The organism is Amycolatopsis mongoliensis, assembly GCF_030285665.1.
GTDB lineage: Bacteria > Actinomycetota > Actinomycetes > Mycobacteriales > Pseudonocardiaceae > Amycolatopsis > Amycolatopsis mongoliensis.
Genome location: NZ_CP127295.1, coordinates 6,005,904 through 6,027,005, shown reverse-complemented (window position 1 = coordinate 6,027,005; position 21,102 = coordinate 6,005,904). Strand labels below are relative to the sequence as shown.

General features: G+C 71.2%; 12 protein-coding genes. All 12 read right to left on the bottom strand.

All coding sequences use genetic code 11. The features are described from left to right. Nucleotides 1-348 precede the first annotated feature (348 nt). The 12 genes from QRX60_RS29310 to QRX60_RS29255 all read right to left on the bottom strand — a co-directional run bounded on the left by QRX60_RS29310 (nucleotide 349) and on the right by QRX60_RS29255 (nucleotide 21,001). Complete coding sequence (locus tag QRX60_RS29310) at nucleotides 349-1,254, bottom strand: hypothetical protein (RefSeq protein ID WP_285994649.1); 906 nt, start codon at nucleotides 1,252-1,254, stop codon at nucleotides 349-351. Between the two features lie 661 nt (nucleotides 1,255-1,915). After that, a complete protein-coding gene (locus QRX60_RS29305) occupies nucleotides 1,916-3,184 on the bottom strand; it encodes an FAD-dependent monooxygenase (RefSeq protein ID WP_285994648.1) in 1,269 nt (422 codons plus the stop codon). Nucleotides 3,185-3,196: 12 nt separating this feature from the next. After that, nucleotides 3,197-4,138, bottom strand: coding sequence for an LLM class F420-dependent oxidoreductase (locus QRX60_RS29300; protein ID WP_285994647.1), 942 nt, complete (start codon nucleotides 4,136-4,138; stop codon nucleotides 3,197-3,199). Further along, nucleotides 4,135-11,253 carry a type I polyketide synthase gene (locus tag QRX60_RS29295; protein WP_285994646.1) on the bottom strand — a complete coding sequence of 2,373 codons (7,119 nt, stop codon included), beginning with the start codon at nucleotides 11,251-11,253 and terminating at the stop codon, nucleotides 4,135-4,137. The genes QRX60_RS29300 and QRX60_RS29295 overlap by 4 nt, the downstream gene beginning before the upstream one ends. A 274-nt stretch (nucleotides 11,254-11,527) precedes the next feature. Next, entirely contained in the window at nucleotides 11,528-13,123 is a 1,596-nt protein-coding gene (locus tag QRX60_RS29290) for an MFS transporter (RefSeq protein ID WP_285994645.1), read from the bottom strand. A 1,002-nt stretch (nucleotides 13,124-14,125) separates the two neighbouring features. Next, a complete protein-coding gene (locus QRX60_RS29285; RefSeq protein ID WP_285994644.1) occupies nucleotides 14,126-15,370 on the bottom strand; it encodes an alpha/beta hydrolase in 1,245 nt (414 codons plus the stop codon). Further along, complete coding sequence (locus QRX60_RS29280; RefSeq protein ID WP_285994643.1) at nucleotides 15,367-15,615, bottom strand: hypothetical protein; 249 nt, start codon at nucleotides 15,613-15,615, stop codon at nucleotides 15,367-15,369. Before QRX60_RS29280 ends, QRX60_RS29285 begins: the two co-directional genes overlap by 4 nt. Continuing rightward, complete coding sequence (locus tag QRX60_RS29275) at nucleotides 15,612-16,241, bottom strand: VOC family protein (protein WP_285994642.1); 630 nt, start codon at nucleotides 16,239-16,241, stop codon at nucleotides 15,612-15,614. Before QRX60_RS29275 ends, QRX60_RS29280 begins: the two co-directional genes overlap by 4 nt. Before the next feature lie 151 nt (nucleotides 16,242-16,392). Next, the gene (locus tag QRX60_RS29270; RefSeq protein ID WP_285994641.1) at nucleotides 16,393-17,106 is read right to left on the bottom strand and encodes a TetR/AcrR family transcriptional regulator; all 714 of its coding nucleotides are present in this window, start codon (nucleotides 17,104-17,106) and stop codon (nucleotides 16,393-16,395) included. Between the two features lie 21 nt (nucleotides 17,107-17,127). Beyond that, nucleotides 17,128-17,850, bottom strand: coding sequence for a maleate cis-trans isomerase family protein (locus tag QRX60_RS29265; protein ID WP_285994640.1), 723 nt, complete (start codon nucleotides 17,848-17,850; stop codon nucleotides 17,128-17,130). Beyond that, a complete protein-coding gene (locus QRX60_RS29260; protein WP_285994639.1) occupies nucleotides 17,847-19,493 on the bottom strand; it encodes a (2,3-dihydroxybenzoyl)adenylate synthase in 1,647 nt (548 codons plus the stop codon). The genes QRX60_RS29265 and QRX60_RS29260 overlap by 4 nt, the downstream gene beginning before the upstream one ends. Continuing rightward, nucleotides 19,490-21,001, bottom strand: a complete 1,512-nt coding sequence (locus QRX60_RS29255) for an FAD-dependent monooxygenase (protein ID WP_285994638.1) — start codon at nucleotides 20,999-21,001, stop codon at nucleotides 19,490-19,492. Before QRX60_RS29255 ends, QRX60_RS29260 begins: the two co-directional genes overlap by 4 nt. Between the last annotated feature and the right edge of the window lie 101 nt (nucleotides 21,002-21,102).

Sequence of the window (21,102 nt, the reverse complement as noted above, 5' to 3'; positions counted from 1 at the left end):
AGCTTGACGTCCGGCTCCGCCCAGGCCTCGTGCAGTGACTTGGCGCTCTCGAGCACCTCGGGACTCCTGCACACCGTCTCGGCGTCTTGGCCGACAGGCAGCACAGGAGTACTGGAGCGGCGCTCTTCCCGCGCTCCACCGCGGCTTCGGGGAGTCCCGGCGCAGGAGGCCGAATGCGCGGGAGACGCCAGGAAGTGCCACTCGCGGACGAACTTGACGGGCCGACGACCGCGACCGGCCCCGCCGACCGCCCGAATATCCGGGACCGGTACCTGCGCCGGAACGGACCGCACCCGGGTGAACCGGGCACGGTCCGAACGCGCCACCTGGGCTCGCGTGGTGCGTCGCTCAGCCGAAGAAGACGGACGCGGCCGTGTTGTCGAACCCGACCGTGCCGAGGTCGGCGACATCGCCGTCGATGACCACGGACCTGCCCCGGCAGTCCTTCTCGCTCCAGAGCTTCAGGTGGCCGGACGCGCTGATCGACGACGTCACGCCCGGCCGCGCGAGGTTCCGGCATCCGGATCCCGAAGTTCCCTGCGAGGCCTCGTCGTCGGCGAAGTTCTTGCCGTCGAAGAAGATCCCACTGGTCGCGGCCGGGCCGGTCGCGACCGTTCCCGGTTCCGACGGCTCGCCCTGCTCCACCGCCTTCTGTCCCTTCGGCGAGACGGCGAACCACGTCCCGCCGACGCCCTGACCGTTGGTGTCACCGGGCTTGGTGTCCTTGGCGAACCGGTAGACGGGCCACCCGCCGATCGTCACCTGGAGCGAACCGTCGGCACGCTCGACCGTGCCGACCGCGGACTTCCGGACGCCGGCGAGGAAGATCTTGCTCGCCGGCGTCACGAGCACAGGCGGCCAGGTCTTGGCACATTCGCCGGAGCACGCGGATTTCGACGGCTGGGCCGTGTCCTTGTCGAAGCGATAGAGGGTCAATCCGGCTCCGTTCACGACGACCGGGTCGAGCCCGCCGGCCGGAGCCGCCTTCAGCTGCACCCACCGCCGCGCGACCTGCTGGTTCGCGGAATTGGGCGTTCCGTCCGCACCGGTCGCCCAGTCGCCCGTCTTCGGCTGCGCATTGCCGGCCTTGGCTGTTCCGGAAAGGAACGCGAGGCTCGTGTCTGCCGCTGTGTCGCTTCGCTCGACCTGAGCCCGCGTCTGCGCGGGCGGCGAGGTACGCGCTCCACAAGCCGTCAGTGCCACCGCTCCGGCGACGGCAAGGACAGCGGCCGAGCCGATCCGTTTGCTGAACATGTCGTTCTCCCTGCACCCCGGGATCCATTGTGGATCCCCTTCACCACCGACACGGATGTCCGGCGCAGCGCGGTTCAAAGCAGCTCTCGGACGGCGCTTTCGGGCAGAGACCACAGAAGAATGGCCATTTACTCTTCACCGGTACCGAAATCGGCTGATCCAGGCGGAAGTGGCGCAGCAGAACGGAGGCCGGGAGCGTGCTCACGATCTTGTGGATCGCTGCCTCGGAGCACGCATCCCGGCCTCCGTCACCGGGAAACCGCTATCCTCTCGCCGAGGATCGGAAGCCCGGAAGTCGCACCGTGGGAGAGAGGTGCAACCCGCGTCTTTGTACACCGGCCGCCGCGTGGCGGGGCGGCCATTCCGCCGGCCATCCGAAAAGGGAGGACTTCCCTCACCGACCGGCAGGCGCGGTCGAAGAGTACGTGGCAGTCCCGTGACCGCGGACCCCCGTTTGCTTCCCTGCTCGCAGCGGAAGGTTTCCCGGTGAACCGTCGATGGAGACCAAGGTGGCTGCACGAACCCACGGGCACGTCGCCTCCGAGGCGGCCTGGTCGCGTCGGCGCGACCTCGTCGTCGGCGTGGTGCCGCGGTGTCGGGCATCGTGACGCTGAGCGGTGCGGACGGGACATCGAGGTGGGACGAGCACGCCGCGGCCGGCTCACCGGGTCCGGACAACGCCGCCGACGTCGCTCCGCTCCGCCCGGTCGGCCAGCACCGCGCCGACGATGTCCACGTTCTTGTACTTCGCGATCTCGTCGATCCGCACCATCCGGTCGACGAGCCGCCTGCCGAGCCGGAACCGGCGCAGGCGGGGCACCATCCGCCGGAACAGGATCTCCAGGCGGGTGTTCACGACGAACACCTTGCGGTCGGCGAACGCGCCGTCCAGGTAGTGGTCGACATAGGGACGCAGAGCCTGTTCCCAGGCGTCGAGGGCGGCACCGACGTCGGCTCCGTGCCGGTCGAGCATCACGCCGAGCAGTTCGGCCCCGGTGAGTCCCGACGACACCCCCATGCCCGCGTAGAGGGTGACGCACCAGGCGGCGTCGCCGACGAGGACCACGCGTCCCTTGTGCCAGGCGTCCATCCGTACCTGCTCGGCGGAGTCGAACAGGATCCGGTCGGCGCGATCGAGTGCGCCGATGACATCGCCGAGCGTCTCCCCCAGCGGCCGCGGGCCGAAAACGGCCCGGAGCCGTTCCACCGGCGGCCGGCGGAACTCGGCATCGACGTCGTCGGTGCGATAGGTCATCATGACCGTCGGGTCGTGGTCCCGGTACGCGAAAACCCACATCGAGCGGCCCGGTTCGAGCAGGGTCACGGCCTGCCCGGGCACGAGACCGGCCGGCGTGCCGTCGAACTGGAACGCGGCGACCATGTAGTCCAGTCGCCGGAGATGCTTCTCGTGGGGGCCGAACACGAGGGACCGGACCGTCGAGCGCAGCCCGTCCGCGCCCACCACCAAGTCGAATCGCTCGGTGACCGACGTACCGGTCACGGTGTCGAGCAACGTGACGTCGACCCCGTCCGCGTCCTGGTCGATCGCGGTGGGCACCGTCGAGTAGCGGATCTCCACATCGTCCGGCAGGACCGAGAACGCGGCCTTCTCGATGTCGCCCCGCAGCATCGTCCACGGCTTGCCGGGCAGGTCGGAGAAGGACATCCCCGGCCGGCCGGAGCCGTCGCGTTCGATGTCGAGCTTCTGCGTCGTCGTCGCCCGGTCGTGCACGGCGTCGAGCATGCCCAGCCGGTCCGCGGCCGCCTGGCCGGCCCCGAACAGGACGATGAAGTACCCGTCGGAGCGCCTGGCCGGCGCCTTTTCGACGAGCACGGGCCGCCAGCCGGATCTCCGCAGCCGCGCCGCCGTGGCGATCCCGCTGACACCCGTCCCGACGACCAGTACCCGGCCGGCCTCTTTTTCCATCATGTCTCCCACCGGCTACCGGACGAAAAGCTGAGCGAATTCGGCGACCTGCCGCACGCTGGTCGGATCCTCGAAATAGACGATCAGTTCCTGGACTCCGGCTTCCTCGTACGCGGCGATGCGCTTCTTCACCGTGTCCAGGGTGCCGACCAGCCCGTACGAGCCCAGATCGCCGGGGAAGACGAACTTCGACGACAGGGGGATCAGCGACCGCGCCTCCGCGTCGGTGTCCCGGATGACGCACAGCGTCGTGACCGTCCGGTTGATCGCCCCGTAGTCCCGTCCGACGTCCTGGCAGTGGTCCCGCAGGACGGCGAACTTGCGTTTGGCCACTTCGGGGGAATCCATGATGTTGCAGGCGTCGCCGTACCGGGCGGCGAGCCGCAGCGTCACCTTTTCGCCCCCGCCCGCGATCATCAGCGGGATGTGCGGGCGCTGCACTCCCTTGGGCTCGTTGACCGCGTCGCGAACCTGGTGGTACCGGCCTTCGAACGTGGTCTTCTTTTCCGTCCACAGCGACAGGATGATCTGTACCGCCTCGTCGAGCTTGCGCAGCCGCTCGCCGGTGGTGCCGAAGTCGTAGCCGTACTGCAGGTGGTCCGGCTCCAGCCAGCCCGCGCCGATGCCGAAGTCCAGCCGGCCCCCGGAGATGACGTCCACAGTGGACGCCATCTTCGCCTGCAGAGCGGGATTGCGGTAGCCGTTGGCGGTGACCAGCTGACCGATCCGCACGTTCGAGGTCTCCCGCGCCAGCGCGGTGATCAGCGTCCACGCTTCGAAGACCATTTCGTTCGACGGCAGAACCGTGGTGAGGTGATCGGGCGCGAGCAACGCGTGGTAGCCGGCGTCGTCGGCCAGCTTGGCGATCTCCGTCAGCCGGAAGTACGCCGCGACCGGATCGGTGAAGCCCGCGAACTCCTGGGCGAAGCCGGTGGGCAGGAAGATGCTGAACTTCATCGTGTACCACCCTCCTGGAGGAAGTCGCTGATCCGCGGCCACAGGTCGGCCCAGGCCACGTCCTCGTGATCGATGTCGTGCGCGAGCCCCGGCACGGTGATCAGTTCCGCGGGCAGGCCCTCATGCCGCATCCGGGCGGCCAGTTCCGCGGACTCCGCCGAGGACACCACCGGATCGTTGTCGCCGTGGACGATGAGCAGCGGCGCGGTGACCTCGCCGAGCGCGCTCAGCGGCTGCCGCTCCGGTGCCGCGAAGTACGCTTCCACCTCGGCCGGGTCGCTCTCGGAACGCGACGGCAGCAGCGAGCCGGGTCGCAGCTGGTCGGCCGTCACGAACCTGGCCGGGTCGTAGAAACCCATGAGCAGCACGGCGTGCCGCCACAGGCCGGGCCCGCGCTCCAGCGCCAGGAGCGCCGAATACGCGCCGCGGCTGGTGCCCAGGATGTCGATCCGCGTGTCGTCGATCTCGGGCAGCCCCGCGAGGTACCGGGTGGCGGCCACCACGTCGTCGACGTCCTTGCCGCCGATTTCGGCCAGCGCCCTGAACTCGGGGCCGTGCCCCGGGGCGCCGCGCTGGTCGACGGACAGGACCGCGAAACCCGCCGCGTTCAGCGGTGCGTGTTCGCTGATGTGCCGGTAGTCGCCGTCGGCGTCGAGCACGCCGCCGTCGCCCGGCATGCACACCACCACGGCCGGATGCGGTCCGAGCCCGGCCGGCAGGCTGAGGTGGCCGTAGACGACCGTCCCGTCGGCCGAGGCGATCTCGTGAACGGTGAGGCGCTCGGTCAGCGCGACCGCGTCGGGCCGGGCCCGGTCGAGTTCGTCGGCGAGGAGGTCGACGAGCACGTCGACGCTGAGGCTTCGCTGCAGCCTCGCCGCCGGGACCGGGACGCCGAGCTGTTTCTGGAGCAGGACCCGCAGCTCGACCGCCGTCAGCGAGTCGACGTCCACGGCCTCCTGCTCGCCGAGCCGGTCTTCGCCGAGACCGGTCGTCCGCTGGAGCAGCGGGGTGACGAGGGCGGGCAACATCTCCGCACGCTCGGCCGGGCTCGCGTCCCGCAACAGCTTGGCGACCGAGTCCTCCCCGCCGAAGTCACCATCGCCGCCCGCCGCGCCTTCCGGCACCACCCCGCGGAACTTCGGCAGCGGCGCCAGCTGCTGGTTGGCGCGTGCCCACCGCGGCCAGTCGACGTCGGCGACCGACACCTCGGTCGGCCGGGTCCGCAGCAACGTCCCCAGCTCGGCGACGAGCCGCGCGGGCGGCATCCCGCGGTGACCGTTGCGCCGCAGGACGTTGCCGACGTGGCCTTCGCGGCTGACCGCGACACCGACCTCGTCGACCATCCCCCAGCCGACGCTGGTCGCCGGCAGCCCTTGGGCGCGCCGGTAGCGTGCCAGGCCGTTGAGGAATTCGTTCGCCGTCGCGTAGGCGCCGGCCCCGAGCGCCCCGAGCTGCGCCGCAACCGACGAGAACAGCACGAAGAAGTCGAGGTCGTCGGCCGAGGTTTCGCGGTGCAGGTGCCACCCCCCGTCCGCCTTCGGGCGCGTGGCCCCGACGAGCCGCGGCGCATCGGTGTCCGAAAGCACGACGTCGTCGAAGTCGGCCGCGCCGTGCACGATCCCGCCGATCGGCGGCAGGTGGGCGCGGACCCGTGAGAGGAACGAGCGCACCTCGTCGCGGTGGCTGACGTCGACCTTGTGGACCCGCACCTTGACGCCCCGCGCGGTCAGCTCCGCCACGTCCTGCGCCGCGGCCGACGTCGTGACCCCGTGCCGGCCGGCGAGCACGAGGTACCGGGCGCCGTGGTCGGCGAGCCAGCGCGCCACGGTGCGGCCGAGGCCGCCGAGGCCACCGGTGATGACGTACGTGACGTCCGGCCGGATCGGCGATCCGGGGAGTGACGCCGCCGGGACGCGCACCGCTTCGCGAGCCATCCGCACGACGATCTTGCCGTGGTGCTCGGGGCGCGCCATCACGCGGAAGGCTTCGTCCACCTCGCCGGCCGGGAACTCCGTGCACGGCAGGGGATCGATCGCGTTCTGCTCGTGGAGCTCCGCGACGGCGCGCATGCACTCCCGGACGTCGTCCGGCCGCAGGGCCATCATCTGGTCGTAGTCGAAGGAGTGGAACGACAGGGCTCGTTGCGCGGAGGCCAGCCGTACCGCGTGGTCCGCGACGTCGCCGGGCTTGCCCAGCTCGACGAAGCGCCCGAACGTGCGCAGCGTCCGGAGGCTGTGGTGGATCATGTCGGCCGGCAGCGAATTGACGATGACGTCGACGCCCTCGCCACCGGTCCAGCCGAGGACGTCGTCGGCGAAGGACGTGGACCTCGAGTCCGCGACCCGGGTGAAGCCCTCGCGGCGCAGGAGTTCCCGCCGCGGCTCGCTCCCCGCGGTGACGAACACCTCGGCACCGAGCCACTGCGCGATCCGCGCCGCCGCCAGTCCGACACCCCCGGCGGCCGAGTGGACCAGCACGCGTTCCCCGCTCCGCAGGTTGGCCAGCCGTACCAGGGAAAGGTGCGCGGTGACCACGGGCAGCAGCGACGCGGCCTGGGCACCGGTCAGCGTCGCCGGCTTCTTCACCACGCGGACGGCCTCCAGCGTCACGTGGGACACGAACAGGTCCCGGCTGTGCGCGAACACCTCGTCCCCCACCTGAAGGCCGGTCACTCCCGCACCGACGCCCACGACGGTGCCCGAGCACTCCAGACCGAGCGTTTCCCCGGAGTGGCTGCCTTCGATGGCCCGGGGCGAGATCAGCCCGGTCTGCTTGAGGACGTCCTTGAAGTTCAGGCCGACGTGGGAGACCTCCACTTCGACCTCGCCGGACCCCGGTGGCCGGCGGGTGGTCGCGACGAAGCGGAGGTCGGCCCCCGCTCCCTCGAGGGGCCGCAGGCGCACCGGGGTGAGGTCGGTGCGCGTGGTGACGTGGTCGAGGTCGGAGCCTTCTTCGGCGTGCGTAAGGCGCCGCACGTACCGGCCTTCGGCGCGTAGGGCGACCTCGTCGAGACTGTCTTGGGTGAGCTCGGTGAGCAGCGCGTCGAGCAGCTTGCCGTCGGTGCCGACCTGGGAATCGGCCGGAGCGACGTCGATCAGGCGGCAGCGCAGCTCGGGCCGTTCCGCGGACACGACCCGGCCGAAGCCCCACAACGCCGCGGCCGCCGGCGCGGTCGTCGGGTCGTCGGCGGAGACGCTCTGCGCGCCCGTGGTGACGAGGAAAAGGGGCCGGGCCTCGGCCGGAAGCTCCTGGACGAGCCGCAGCGGCGCCGCGACCGAGCCGCAGGAGGGCGTGCCTTCGGCAGGGGCGCCCTCGACGTAGACCACCCCGCGGCACGGCGGCTCGCCGGCCGCCCCGGCGAGGACGCGCTCGAGCCAGCGGTCGTCGGCGGTGTCGGCGCGGATGACCTCAGCGTCGAGTTCGGACAGCCCGCGAGCCAGGTCGGTCGCGGTCGCCGAAGAACCCACGACGATCCAGCGGCCCTCGGCGCCGGCTTCCCGCTCCAGCGGTTCCTCCTGCCACGCGTGCCGGTAGACGAGCTTCGCCGGCCGCTCCTGGGCCTCCGCCAGGCGCCTGGCCCGCAGGCCCTGCACCTCGGCGACCACCTCGCCGTCGTCCGTCACCAGGGTCAGGTCGCATTCGATGGTCCCCGGCGTGCCGGCGTCCCGGCCGCGGCCGTGGATCCACAACCGGGTGCCGGGAGACCGGAAGAACCGGAGCGCGTCGATGCGGGCCGGCACGTACGTACCGGGTTCCGCCTCGTCGCCGAGCAGGTGCGCTCCGGTGATGGCCGCCTGCAGGGCACCGTCGAGCAGGACCGGGTGCAGGCGGTGCGCTTCCTGCTCGACGGTGTCGAGCCGGAGTTCGCCGAAGACCTCACGCGTCTCCGTCCGCCACCACAGGCGTCGCACGACCCGGAAGGCGGGCCCGTAGTTGAGGCCGGTGCCGGTCAGTCGCGCGTATACGTCGTCGTGGCCGAGTTCCGGAAGCCCGTCGGTGAGTTCGGCGAGGGTCTCGGTGCGGGGCAGCGTGGTCCGTGCCTGGGCGACGTGGGTGCGGCGGAGTTCGGCGTGCAACGTCCAGGTGGCGTCATCGGGCTGCATGCGGCTGTGCAAGGTGACCAGCTGCCGCGACGGGTCGTAACCCACTCGCAGCGTCGTGACCGACGAAGGCGGGAGCTCGAGCGGGCGGTGGAAGACGACGTCCTCGAGGAAGCACGGTGCGTCGTCCGGGAAAGCGGCCAGCGCGGCTTCGAGATATCCGGAGCCGGGGAACACGACGGACTCGCCGATCTTGTGGTCACCGAGGTACGGGAACGCGGAAGCGGACAGCTCCACGTCCCGGATGGGCGTGGTGGCGGCGACGGCCCGTCCGGTCAGCTTCAGGCCGTCGGTACCCAGCCGCCGCTGCCGGGACACGGCCGACTCGATCCAGTGCCGCTCGCGATGCCACGGGTACCGCGGCAGGTCCAGGTGCTCGCGAGGGCCGGGGTGGACACGTTCCCAAGCGGGGTCGGCGCCGGCCTCGTACAGCCGGCCGAGGGTCGCCAGGAGGTGCTCGCGCTGCGGGCGGTCCCGGCGCAGCGACGCCAGGCGCACCACGCCGTCCGCGCGCTCGGCCAGCGCTTCGTCGATCGACGGGGCCAGCACCGGGTGGGGGCCGACCTCCAGGATGGCGCCGGTGCTGCCACCCCGGGTGAGCAGGCTGCGGAACGCCTCCGCGAACCGCACCGGCAGGCGGACGTTCCGCCACCAGTAGTCCGCGTCGAGTTCGGCACCGTCCACCCGCTCGCCGGTCACCGACGAGAGCAGCGGAACCTGAGCGCTGCGCGGGCGGATGTCCTGCAGGGCGGCCATCAGCGGTTCACGGATCTCGTCCATCTGGGGGCTGTGGTAGGCCACTTCGACCCGCAGCTGCTTCACCGACGCACCGGCCGCCGTCAGCTCGGCGGTCACGGCCGCCACGGCTTCGGGATCACCGGCGATGGTCGTGGCGTGGGAACTGTTGATCGCCGCCACCGCGACGCCGTCGACGAGGTGGGGAACCACCGCCTCGGCGGGCAGGCCGACCGCCGCCATCGCGCCGCGCCCGGCCAGCCGTGCCTGCAGGTTCGCCCGGTTGAAGCTCACCGTGAGCGCGTCCTCGAGCGAGTACACACCGGCGGCGTAGGCCGCGGCCACCTCACCCACGCTGTGTCCCACGACCACCGCGGGTTCGATCCCCCAGTCGCGCCACAGAGCAGTGAGCCCCGCCTGCACCACGAAGTTGGCGACCTGCGCGTACAGCGTCTTCGTCAGCCGTGACTCGGCTTCGTCACGGCGCAACTCGTCGCCGATCGACAGACCGAAGCGCGCGAGCACCTCGTCGCAGGCGGCGACCACTTCGGCGAAACGCGGCTCCTCTTCGAGGAGTTCCCGTCCCATGCCCCACCACTGGGGTCCCATTCCGGTGTAGACGAAGGCGATCGCCGGGCGCGTCACCCGGGTGGGAGCGACGGTGAGGTCCCGCAGCTTCTCCGCGGCCTCTGCCCGGTCTCCGGCGACGACGAAGGTCCTCATCGGATGGTGGTCACGGTGCCGCGAGGCCGCGCGGGAGAGGTTCCGCAGTGCGGGAGCGTCTTCTGCTTCCAGCAGGGCCGAGTAGGACTCCACGAGCGACTGCAGCGCCTCCGGGCTTCGCGCCGACAGGGGCAGGAGCAGCGGCCTGCCGTCGTCGCCTTCCGCGTGCCCGGCGGTCTCGCGGTCCGGCCATTGCTCGAGAATGGCGTGGGCGTTGGTTCCGCCGAACCCGAAGGAGTTGACCCCGGCCCGCCGCGGTCCCGGCCGCTCCGGGAACGGGACCGTCTCGGTGGGAACCCGGATGGGCAGCTGGTCGAAGGGGATCCGGGGGTTCGGCTTTTCGAAGTGGAGGTTCGGCGGGATGGTTCCCCGCTTCAGGCAGATGGCCGCCTTGATCACACCGGCCACCCCGGCTGCCGCCTCGGTGTGACCGAAGTTCGACTTGACCGACCCCAGCCAGTGCGTGCCGGTGGAATCGCCGAGCACCTCGCCGATCGCGGTCGCTTCGACCGGGTCTCCCGCCGCCGTGCCGGTTCCGTGCGCTTCGAAATAGCCGACCGACGCCGGCTCGACGCCGCCGACCCGGCACGCGCGCTCGATCAGCGTTCGCTGGGACTCCACCCTCGGCACGGTGATGCCAGGGGTACGCCCGTCCTGGTTCGCCGCGGTACCGCGCACGACGGCGTGGATGCGGTCGCCGTCGCGTACCGCCGCGGACAGCGGCTTCAGCACCAGGATGCCCGCGCCTTCGCCCCGGGCGTAACCGTTGGCCCGGTGGTCGAACGACTTGCACCGGGCGTCGGGCGACAGGAACTGCCCTTTGGACATCAGGATGGTCGTGACCGGGTTCACCATGACGTTCACCCCGCCGGCCACCGCGAGCTCGCAGTCGCCGAGCGCAAGGGCGTTGCAGGCCTGGTGGAGCGCCACCAGCGACGACGAACAAGCGGTGTCGACGGTGAATGCCGGGCCGCGCCAGTCGAACGCGTACGACAGCCGGGCCGCCAGCATGGTCATGCTCACCCCGGTCGGCGTGGCCGAGCTGACCAGGTGCCGGTTCGGCTCGCCCAGCTGCAGCGTCGCCGCGTCGAAGGTGAAACCGCCGATGTAGACCCCGACGTCGGCGGCCGCGGTCGAACTCGGCGGGATGCCGGCATCCTCGAGTGACTCCCAGGTGACCTCGAGCAACAGCCGCTGCTGAGGATCCAGCGCCGCGGCCTCGCGCGGTGACATCCCGAAGAACCCGGCGTCGAACGTGTCGACCGGCGTGCGCAGAAAGCCGCCTTGGCGCACGAACATCCGCCCGGGGGTCGAGCGGTCCTCGTCGAAGTAATCGCTCGTGCGCCACCGATCCGCCGGAATGTCACCGATCGCATCGGTGCCGGATCCGATCAATTCCCAGAAAGTGCGCAGATCTTCGACGCCGCCCGGGAAGCGGCATCCGATGCCGATGATCGCGACCGGCTCGGCCTGTGCCGGGCCGGAGGCGGACTCGCGGCCGGTGTGCCGGGAGTTGGCGGATCCTGCGACGGTGTGCGAAAGCTCGGACGGCGCCATGCACTACGCTCCTAGACAGTTGCCGATCCCCTGGGTACGTGAACGCATACAGAATGTGAGCGCGACCGGCGGTCGGTCAACCGAATCTGTCCGATTGTCCAGCAGCCCGGCCTCAACGGGCACGCGACCCGAGCGGCAGCCCGTGATTCCGCACCTGACCATCGGCATTGTCGTCCCATTCGGGCCGGCATTTCCTGAGGTGTTTCGGGCACGGCGGCGCGGACCGCACCGTTTTCCTCCGGGAGCGAAGGACTGCATTGAGGCTATGCGCGTTTCACGGTGCTTCGACGGGCTCCGCGACCGCCGGCGCCGTGCGGCGCATCGCCGCCGCGGCGAAGGCGCCCAGCAGCAGGACTCCCACCGGCAGCAGCAAGGTCTGCCTCGCCGCCTCGGTCAGTCCATTGTGGATAGCCTGAGTGGCGAGCTGGTCCGCCTGAGTCGCGATGTCCACCGGCAGGCCGGGGGTTGGCACGCGCCCGCCACCGGCGCCGAGCTGGCCGGTCGAGGCGGCCGCCTTCGTCAAGCTCTCGGTGAACGGGGCGCGGTACTGCTCCGGCAGCGCTGCCGCCGCGGTGTCCGCCTCGCCGGCGATCGCCGCGGTGATCCTCGTCTGGAACAGCACGCCGATCGCCGCGCTGCCCAGCACACCGCCAACCTGGCGTGCGGTGTTGAAGATGCCGGACGCGGTACCCATCAGCCGCGGCTCGACCGTGCCCATGGCCAGATTGCTCATCGGCGCGAGGATGAAGCCGAAGCCGAGGCCGCACACCAGTAGCGCGGGAAGCAGGGCCCACGGGTCGGTGGCCGCGCCCGCCTGGAGCGCGATGACGCCGAGCCCGGCCGCCAGTGTCGTGAGGCCGAGCACCACCAGGTGCTTGCCGTTGACCTTGTCCGAGGCGCGACCGACGAACGGCCCCATGACGCCGGTCACCAGGGACATCGGCGCGGTGAGCAGTCCGGCCTTCGTGGGGGTCAGCCCCAGCACCGTCTGGAGGTAGACGACGAGAGGAAGGAACATGCCGGTCATCGCGAAGCCGACGGTGACCCACGCGAGCGTGCCGGCGGAGAAGTTCCGGTTGCCGAAAACCGACAGCGGCACCAGGGGTTCCCTGCGGTTGACGCGCTGCCAGAACACGAACACGACCAGCAGTACCACCCCGAGCCCGATGATCTCGAACACCGAAACCGGCCCGACCACGGCGCCCCAGTCGTAGTGCTGTCCATTTTGGACACCGAAGACGACGCAGAACAGCCCCCCGCCGGAGAGCAGGATGCCGGCCAGGTCGAACGAATGGGCGTGCTTCGGCTGCCAGTCGGGGACGAGCCGCCAGGTCAGCACGAGCGCGAGCCCGCCGACCGGGACGTTGACGAAGAAGATCCACTCCCAGCCGAGGTGCTGGACCAGCACCCCGCCGAGCAGTGGCCCGGCGATCGTGCCCAGCCCGGCGGCAGCGGCCCACATGCCCATGGCGGGGCCGCGTTCGGCGGGCGGGAACAGGTGGCTGACGAACGCGAGGGTCTGCGGTGTCATCAGCGCGGCGCCGAGGCCCTGCACGGCGCGCGCGGCGATCAGCATCTCGACGTTGCCGGACAGGCCGCACCACAGCGACGCGCCGGTGAACACGACCAGCCCGGCGAGGAACACGCGCTTCGGGCCGAAGCGGTCACCGAGGCGGCTGGTGAACAGCATCGGCACGGCGTAGGTGAGCAGGTAGACGCTGATCACCCAGACGACCGAGTTCAGCCCGGCGTTCAGCTCGCGCAGCATGGTCGGGATCGCGATCGGGACGATCGTGGTGTCGAGCAGGATCATGAAGAAACCCAGGCACAACACGGAAAGAGCCGTCCACGGTCTGACGGATGTTGTCATGTTTCGCGTCCTTGGTGATGAGTCCGACACGGTTCCCCCTGGCGAAGCCGCCCCGCCGAAGGCCCTCAGCCGGTTTCGACCGGAAACCGCTCACGCCGCTCCGCCCCGGAAGTGCCCGGCGTATCCCGGCATGGGCGCGACACCCCTTACGCGAAGGCAGCCGGTGCCGCGGCCGCGAATCGCGCCGCACCCTGTCCTTGTGGTCACTGTCATGTCCAGAGGTCTCCCGAGAAGGTAGCCACCGGACACGGGCCACGGCCATCGTCCACCGAGGAAAGCCGTAAGTTCGTCGAACGAGTCTGCCCGATCCAGCAGCCCGTTCACCACGCACGACGACCGCCCGGCATCGACCCCACGCCGCGGGCCGAGTGTCCGGCACTGGTCTGCACGACGGCCGGCTTCGATTCCCGGTCCGGGCCCATTCGCCCCTGGCCGCCGCCCGAGGCGGCGAAGCGGGCCGTGGTGATCGAGCACGACCCGGTCACCCGGCACGTCCACAACCCCGTCGGCCATGGCGTGAGCAGGACCGTGGCCAGCGCGGCCCCCCGCGGTCCGACGGCACCCGCCGGCAGTGCGGCGACTGTTCCTCAGCCCCGATCATGATCTGCCGCCGGGCGCCGCCCCAGCGTGGCCAACCACTTCGGGAACAAGCACGACATCGCCGCGATCGTGGCCGGCAAGCCGCAGCCGGCGGTCCCCGCCCACCAGGAAGTCGACCTTGTTCTGACGAGTTCTCCCCGCCGCCGCACCAGCCGTGGCCACGATGGTGACCGGCTGCAGCGACGGCCACGACCACCTCGATCCTCACCCCACGGGACGCTCGATGTCGAAGCAACAGCAGCCGACTCGGCCGGCGCGGTGTTGAGATTGCGCCCGCCGGGCCGCGGAATACTCGAAGACCGGGGCGACGATCGACGGCAGGACACCGCCGGCGCGCATGGCCGGCAGCGCGGCTCCGCAGGAAATGAGTTGCGGACGCCTTTCCGGGGACCAGGGCGGTGCTCAGCCGGGCGGTGCGAGGGGGAAGCGCTTGTCCAGCCAGCCGGCCATCTCGGCGGCGGCGAGCTCGTTGCCGGTGGGTTCGCCTTCGGCGATGGCGTTGCCGAAGTGCAGGCCCCGCACGACGGCGACGGTGCGGTCGCTCGCGCCGAGGGCGGCGATCATGCGGCGGCTGTCGGCCGGAAAGGCTCCCTGGTCGCCGGTGACTTCGACGAACAGGGTCGGGGCCGTGACGGCGGGCGCGCACCGGACGAAGTCCGCGTTGGTGCTGAGCCCGGACCAGGTGGAGAGCCAGGCCTCGGGGGTGGTGAGGCGGCCGAAGCCGGTGCGGCCGTAGTTGATCAGGTCGGGACGGGTGCCGAACAGCGAGCCGTACGGTCGTTCGCTCGGGTCGAGGGTGAGGTCCACGGTGCGCAGGTCCGCGTCGGTGCGGAACACGGTGATGATCCGCGGGGCGAGCGAGCGCCTGCGGTCCGTCGCGCTGCCCGTCTTCTTGAACGCCGCGCGCGCTTCGGCCGCGCGAGCGAGGTGTTCACGGGCCACGGCGTCGATGCGGGCGACCCGCGCGCGTTGCGCTTCGCGGTAGCGCCGCACGAACTCCGCCGGGTAGGCCGAGCTGCGCGGGGGTTCGGCGAACCCGTTGTCCGGGGTGAACGGGTCCAGCTCCGGGACGACCGACAGCGGGTCGGCTTCGTCGGCGACCGACGGGTCGATGCAGTTCAGCAGCAGCGCGCCCTGACCGGGGTGCGGGGCCAGGAAGATCGCGCCGTCGGCCGGCGGCATTTCGGCGTCGGCGAGTTTGGTGGGGCGGCCGCCGGGGGTGGTGGTGATGCGGTCGGCGGGGGCGAGCGCGGCCTGCTGGAGGTAGAAGGCGTAGAGCGTGCCGCCACCGGAGTGGCCCACCACGACCACGGACTCGAAACCCTTGTCCCGCAGGAAGACCTGTCCGGCCGCGACGTCGTGCAGGGCTTGTTCGTGGACCAGCGTCAGATCGTTGTTGACCGAGCGCGTGTGCTGGGTCCAGACCGCGACGCCCGCCCGCAGCAGCAGGGGCACCAGCGGGTGGTGCGTCAGGTCCTGGCGCGGGTGCATCAGGCACACGACGGTGCGGGCACCGGGCACCGTGGCCAGGACACCGCGCACGGTCGCACCGTCCGCGGTGGACAGTTCGTGCACGCTGGTCACGGTGGCGGCCGGCCGCTCGCCGGCAGCCAGGTAGCGGCCGGCCCCGAGCCGCGCGGAGGTCATGCGGGCTCCACGCGCAGCGCGTTCTTGTCGTGCTGGGTGATCCGGCTGTCCCGCGCCACTCCGGCGACGCAGGAGTACCAGACGGCGTGCCGGCATCCGGTGGCGCGGCGGTCGATCACGATCGTGCTCTCGGCGTGGATCTCGAAGTACGGTCCGACCTGCCCGACGGTGACGGCCGGATCCTCGGCCGCGACCTTGGCGACGGACGTGTTCTCGGGGACGTCGAGCAGGTAGAACGTGGTCATCGCGCAGGCTCCCAGTCGGCGGCGCGCTCCACGATCAGCTCGGCCTTGCGGGCCAGCAGTTTTCCGAACGTCGGCTCGGGTTCGCCGACGACGTCCAGCAGCGCGTCGATGGTGAGGTTCGCGTCGAGGTCCTCCTGCGGCGTCACGGGACGCATCGCGCGGGTGAGCTCGACCATGTAGCCGTTCGGGTCGTGGGTGTAGATCGACTCGATCGTCTCGTGCTGGATCTGCATCTCCACCGGCCACGCGCTCGCGTCGAGGCGGCGCCGGTACTCCAGCAGGTCGTCCTCGTCGTCGACGTGGATGGCCAAGTGGCGCGAGCGGACGAAGTAGTCGGGTACCTCGGCGCCGAACCGGGCGTAGACGTCACCCTTCTCCCCCGGTGCGCCGCCGACGCTCTGCTCGGCCCCGAAGTAGTAGAAGAACGCGATCCGGTCCTCGTTGCCGATGTCGAAGAAGAAGTGGATGAAGTCCGGGTGGTCCTCCGGGCCCCAGCCGGCCGCGCAGATCGAGTGCACGACCGGGAAACCCAGTACGTCACGGTAGAAGTGCACGGTCGCCGCGGGGTCGAACGTCGGGAACGCGACGTGGTCGACCCCCTGCACCCGGTGCGCCAGCTCGGTCATCGAAAGCCTCCAGCAAAACGATCTCGGCGGGTTCGGTGACCCGAGCGTACGCTCGAATTGACGGGACAGTCAACAGTTTGACACTTGAGACGATTCACGAGGCGTGCGCCTGCCCGGGCGTCACTTCACGGGCAGCCGGGAAGCCGGGGCCTCAGAGGTCGAGGACGCGTTCCAGGTGGTCGAGGTCCTGGCGGAGCAGCTTGAGCGCCGCCGCGGGGCCGTCCCCGTCGGGGACCCGGCGGTCGGGCCGCTCGAGCGCACCGACGGCCATGTCCGCGAGCTGCTCGGTCACCGCGTCGGCGCTGTCGCGGCCACCGGGCTGGAACCACCAGGCGACCCAGTTGCACATGCCGAGCAGGCCGAGTGCCGCGACCCGGGCGTCGACCGGCCGGAACCGGCCCGCGCGGACGCCCTTCTCGACCACGCCGGCGATGGTCTTGAGCACGGCCCGGCGGCTCTTGTCGTAGGCCGCGGTGAGCCCCTCGGGCAGCTCGGCCTCGGAGCGGATCAGCAGCCGGAAGCGCTCGGGCTGGGTGGCGCGCCGGCGCACCAGCACGTCGACGACACCGCGGAGCGCCTGGACGGGGTCGAGGTCGGGCCGCCCGGCGAGCGCGGTGAGCTCCCCGAGCGGGCCGTCGGTGACCTCGGTGACGAGCTTGGCGAGCAGCTCTTCCTTGCTCTTGACGTAGTAGTAGAGCGCGGGCCGGGTGATGCCGATCGCGTCGGCGATGTCCTGCAGGCTCGTGCCGGCGAACCCCCGCTCGGCGAACAGGCGGGTGGCGTGCTCGTAGAGCTCGTTCTCCACCAGCTCCCGGCGGGCGGTGCCCGCGCTCCCCCGACTGCGTCCGCTCTCGGTCCCACTCATGGGCAGAGGATAGATCGGTGCTCAGTGCGTCGCCGCGAGCAGCCGTCCGGCGCCGGGCAGCACGGGATCGAGCCCGAGGCTGGTGAGCAGCGTGTAGGCGCCGGCGGTGGCCGCGGAGAGCACCGGCAAGCCGAACTCCTCCTCCGCCGGGACCAGCAGGTTCAGCGAAGGCATCTGAACGCAGGCGGAGATGACCAGCGCGTCGGCGCCGCTCAGGTCGAGCCCGCGGGCGGCTTCCAGCACGCGGTCACCGGGGATGCAGCCGACCTCGGCGTTGTCCCCGACCTCCAGCGCGGCCCAGTCGGCGACGGTGAACCCTTCGGCCTCGAGATAGGCCACGACCTGCTCGGCGAGCGGCCGCAGGTAGGGCGTCACCAGTGCGATCCGCCGGGCGCCGAGGGCGGTCAGCCCCTCGACCAGCGCACCGGCACTGGAGAGGATCTCGGTGTCCGGCAGCTGCCCGCGGATCTCCTTCTCCACGCGCCGGTGCTCGCCGGCGCCCTGCGCCATGACGGCGACGAGGCAGGCGTAGAGCAGCGCGTCGACCCCGGCATCACCCAGCTCGCCCACGCACCGCTCGCGCTGGGCGTTCATCGCCTTCAGCTCTTCCGGCGTCACCTGGTGCATCCGCATCCGGCTGGAGTGGAAGGAGAACTGCTCGGTGTGACGGGAGAGCAGAGCCGGGATTTCGGTCTCGACAGTCACGTTGGAGCTGGGGACGACCAGCCCGATCCGGTGCGTCATCGTGTTCCTGCCTTCTCTGCGGCGATCTTGTCGGAGATCTCCGCGGTCAGGCGCTTCTTGTCGACCTTGCCGACGAGCGTGCGCGGGATTTCGGGGACGTGCTCGATCCGCTCGGGCCACTTGAACTTGGCGACGTCGAGCGCGGCGAAGTGCTCTTGTACCTCGGCCAGGCCCAGCTGCGTGCCGTCGACGACGACGTAGGCGCAGGTGCGCTCGCCCAGGCGCGGGTCGGGCATGGCGACGACGGCGGCCGCGGTGATCCGCGGGTGGCGCAGCAGGAGCAGCTCCACCTCTTCGGCGTTGATCTTCTCGCCGCCGCGGTTGATGAGGTCCTTGATCCGGCCCTCGATGGAGACGTACCACTCGCCGTCGATCTTCCGCCGGGCTGCGAGGTCACCGGTGCGGTAGAAACCGTCGGCGGTGAAGGCGCGGGCGTTGTGCTCGGCGGCGTCGTAGTAGCCACGCAGGGTGTAGGGGCCGCGGCAGCACAGCTCGCCGACCTCGCCGTCGTCGACGTCGGTCTCGGTCCCCGGCTCCAGGATCCGCACCTCGTCGAACGCCGACAGCGGTGTCCCGACGGTTTCCAGGCGCGCCGTGCGCGGCGCCCCGGGCCGCGTGGTGAGGAACAGCCCCTCCCCCATGCCGAACAGCTGTCCCGTCCAGAGACCGCGGGCCTCCAGGTCCTCGAAGAGCGCGGCCGGGACCTTGGCACCGGAGAGGACGACCTGGGTGAGTGCCTTGGCGGCGTCGGCGAAGCCCGGGTGGGACGCGGCCCGGTAGTGCCCGTGCCCGAGCAGCACGTGGGTGGCGCCCTCGCGGGCCAGCAACGGGAGGGATTCGTCCAGGTCGGGGCGGCCGAGGACGAGGCACGCGCCCACGCTGTGCGGGCCGTGCACGGCGCACACGATCCCGGCGTTGTGGATGACCGGGATCAGGTGCGCGACCCGCGTTTCCGGTGTCCAGCCCCAGGAACGCGCGTACTCGGCGCCGTTGTACCAGTACTCGGCGTGCAGCCGGGGGATCACCTTCGGCACGCCGGTGGTGCCCCCGGAAAGCTGGTACACGGCCACGTCGTCGGGGTCGAGGCCCGACTGGATCCGCTCGACGAGCGCGCGGGCGGCGGCCGGGTCCACGTCGCTGCCGAGTGCGCCGAGCGACCGGCCGCGCGGGTCGTCGCCCAGCACGAGCACGTGCCGCAGCGTCGGGTGGTCCTGCTGGTGCGCCTGCGCGAACCCGACGAGATCGAAGCCCCGCAGCTCCGCCTCGACCAGGTGCGCGACCGCTCCCACGCGCCGGCTGATCTCACCGATCTCGTGCCCCCGGTGCGCGGCGAGCGTGGCGACCGGGATCAAGCCGGCCTTCAGCACGCCGTACCAGGCGACCACGCTCTCCAGCCGGTTGGTCACCTGGAACAGCACCGGGGCCCCCGGCCGCAGCCCCAGCGCGACCAGCCCCGCGGCGACGCGGTCGGTGCGCTCGTCCAGCTCGCGGTAGGAGAGCCGGCCGTCCAGCGCGACCACGGCGTCCCGGTCCGGATGGGCCTGTGCCACGCGGTGGAACTCGGTGGCGATCGTGCCGGTTCCCCACAGCCCCGCCTCGCGGTAGCGGCGGACGGCGGCCTCGGGGTGGGGAACGAGCTTCATGCGGTCTCCTCGGTGAGCACCACCAGGTCAGTACGTCCGCTGACCAGGCCGTCGGCCAGATCGTCGCGCAGTTCGGCCGGCCCCTCCACCGCAGTCAGCACACCGGTCTCGAGCCGGACCCGTTCGGCGAGGTCGAGGCGGGTGAGCAGGGCGGGCCGGGCGGGCGGGCCGGTGACCAGCACGCCGTCCGTGTCCCGCGCGCGGGCGACGAGCTCGTCTCCCTCGGGCGACCACGGGTCGTCGAGCGCGCAGGCGAGCGTTTCCAGCTCGGGCACGGAGGTCCGGTCGGGGAATCGCCGGCCGCCGTGGACGAGCGGGCGCCCGAGCACCCAGCCGGCCAGGTTCCCGACCGCCGGTTCGCCGCCGTACTGCTCCAGGGCGGCCCTCACCACGTCGGGCGCCGTGGTGGCGAACCGGTCCAGCGGCACGTTCCCGGCCCGCGACATGTACGCGACCATCAGGCGTTCGACGGGCAGCCCGGTCCGGGAGGGGAACGATTCCCACCACAGCCGGCTGCGGCGGGCCAGCTCCTGCAGCCGTTCGACCGACGGCCGCCGGACCTGTTCGTACCGCGCGAAGGCCGCGCCGACGTTCTCGGCCTCGCCCAGTGCGTCGACGAGGGCGATCGCGTCCTCCATGGCCAGCTTCGTGCCGGAGCCGATGGAGAAGTGCGCGGTGTGCGCGGCATCCCCCAGCAGCACGGTGTTCCCGCTCGACCAGCGGTCACAGTGGACGGTGCGGAAGCGCAGCCAGCGGGTGCGGTTGCCGATCAGCGGGTGCCCGCGCAGCTGCTCGGCGAACGCCTGCTCCAGGAACCGCAGAGAGGTCTCGTCGGACTCGGTTCCGGCGGACCCGAGGGCAGCGGTCGTCGTGTCGAAACCGGCTCGCCGCCAGGTTTCCTCGTCGGTCTCGATGAGGAACGTCGAACGGTCGCCCGAGTAGGGGTAGGCGTGCGTCACGAACGTCCCGTAGTCGGTCTCGACCGGTGCGAACATCGCGGCGTCGAGCGCGAAATCGGTGCCGCACCACAGGTACAGCCCCTTGCCGACGTCGATCCGGCCGCCGAACGAGCCGTTCTCCCGGGTGGCGCTGCCGACCCCGTCGGCGGCGACCACCAGGTCGGCGTCCAGGTCCCCGGCGGCCCGGCGGGTGCCGAAGTCCAGCTCGACGCCCGCCTTTTCCGCGTGCCGCTGCAGGACGGCCAGCAGCTCGGTGCGGGCGATGCCGATGAGCCGGTCGTTGTGCACCCGGACCGAGTCGGCGCCGACCCGCATGGTCATGTCGTGGCGGAGACCGGCCGCGACGAGGTCGCGCAGCGTGTCGGGATCGGCCGCCTCGAGCTTGCGCTGGGTGCCGGCGGCGAGGCCGACCCCGAAGCCGAAGGTGGAGCCCGGATCGCCCTGCTCGTACACCCGGACGTCGCAGGCGGGATTCGCGAGCTTGAGCAGCCGGGCGGTGTAGAGCCCGCCCGGTCCCCCACCCAGCACCGCAACCCGTCGTGGCTGCATCACCGCACCTCCGAAGACTTCGTTTGACGTACTAGTCGACTATTTGACGCTCGCGAAGTCACAAAGTCAAGATTGACCTTTGTCATCAACGTCGAATAGTC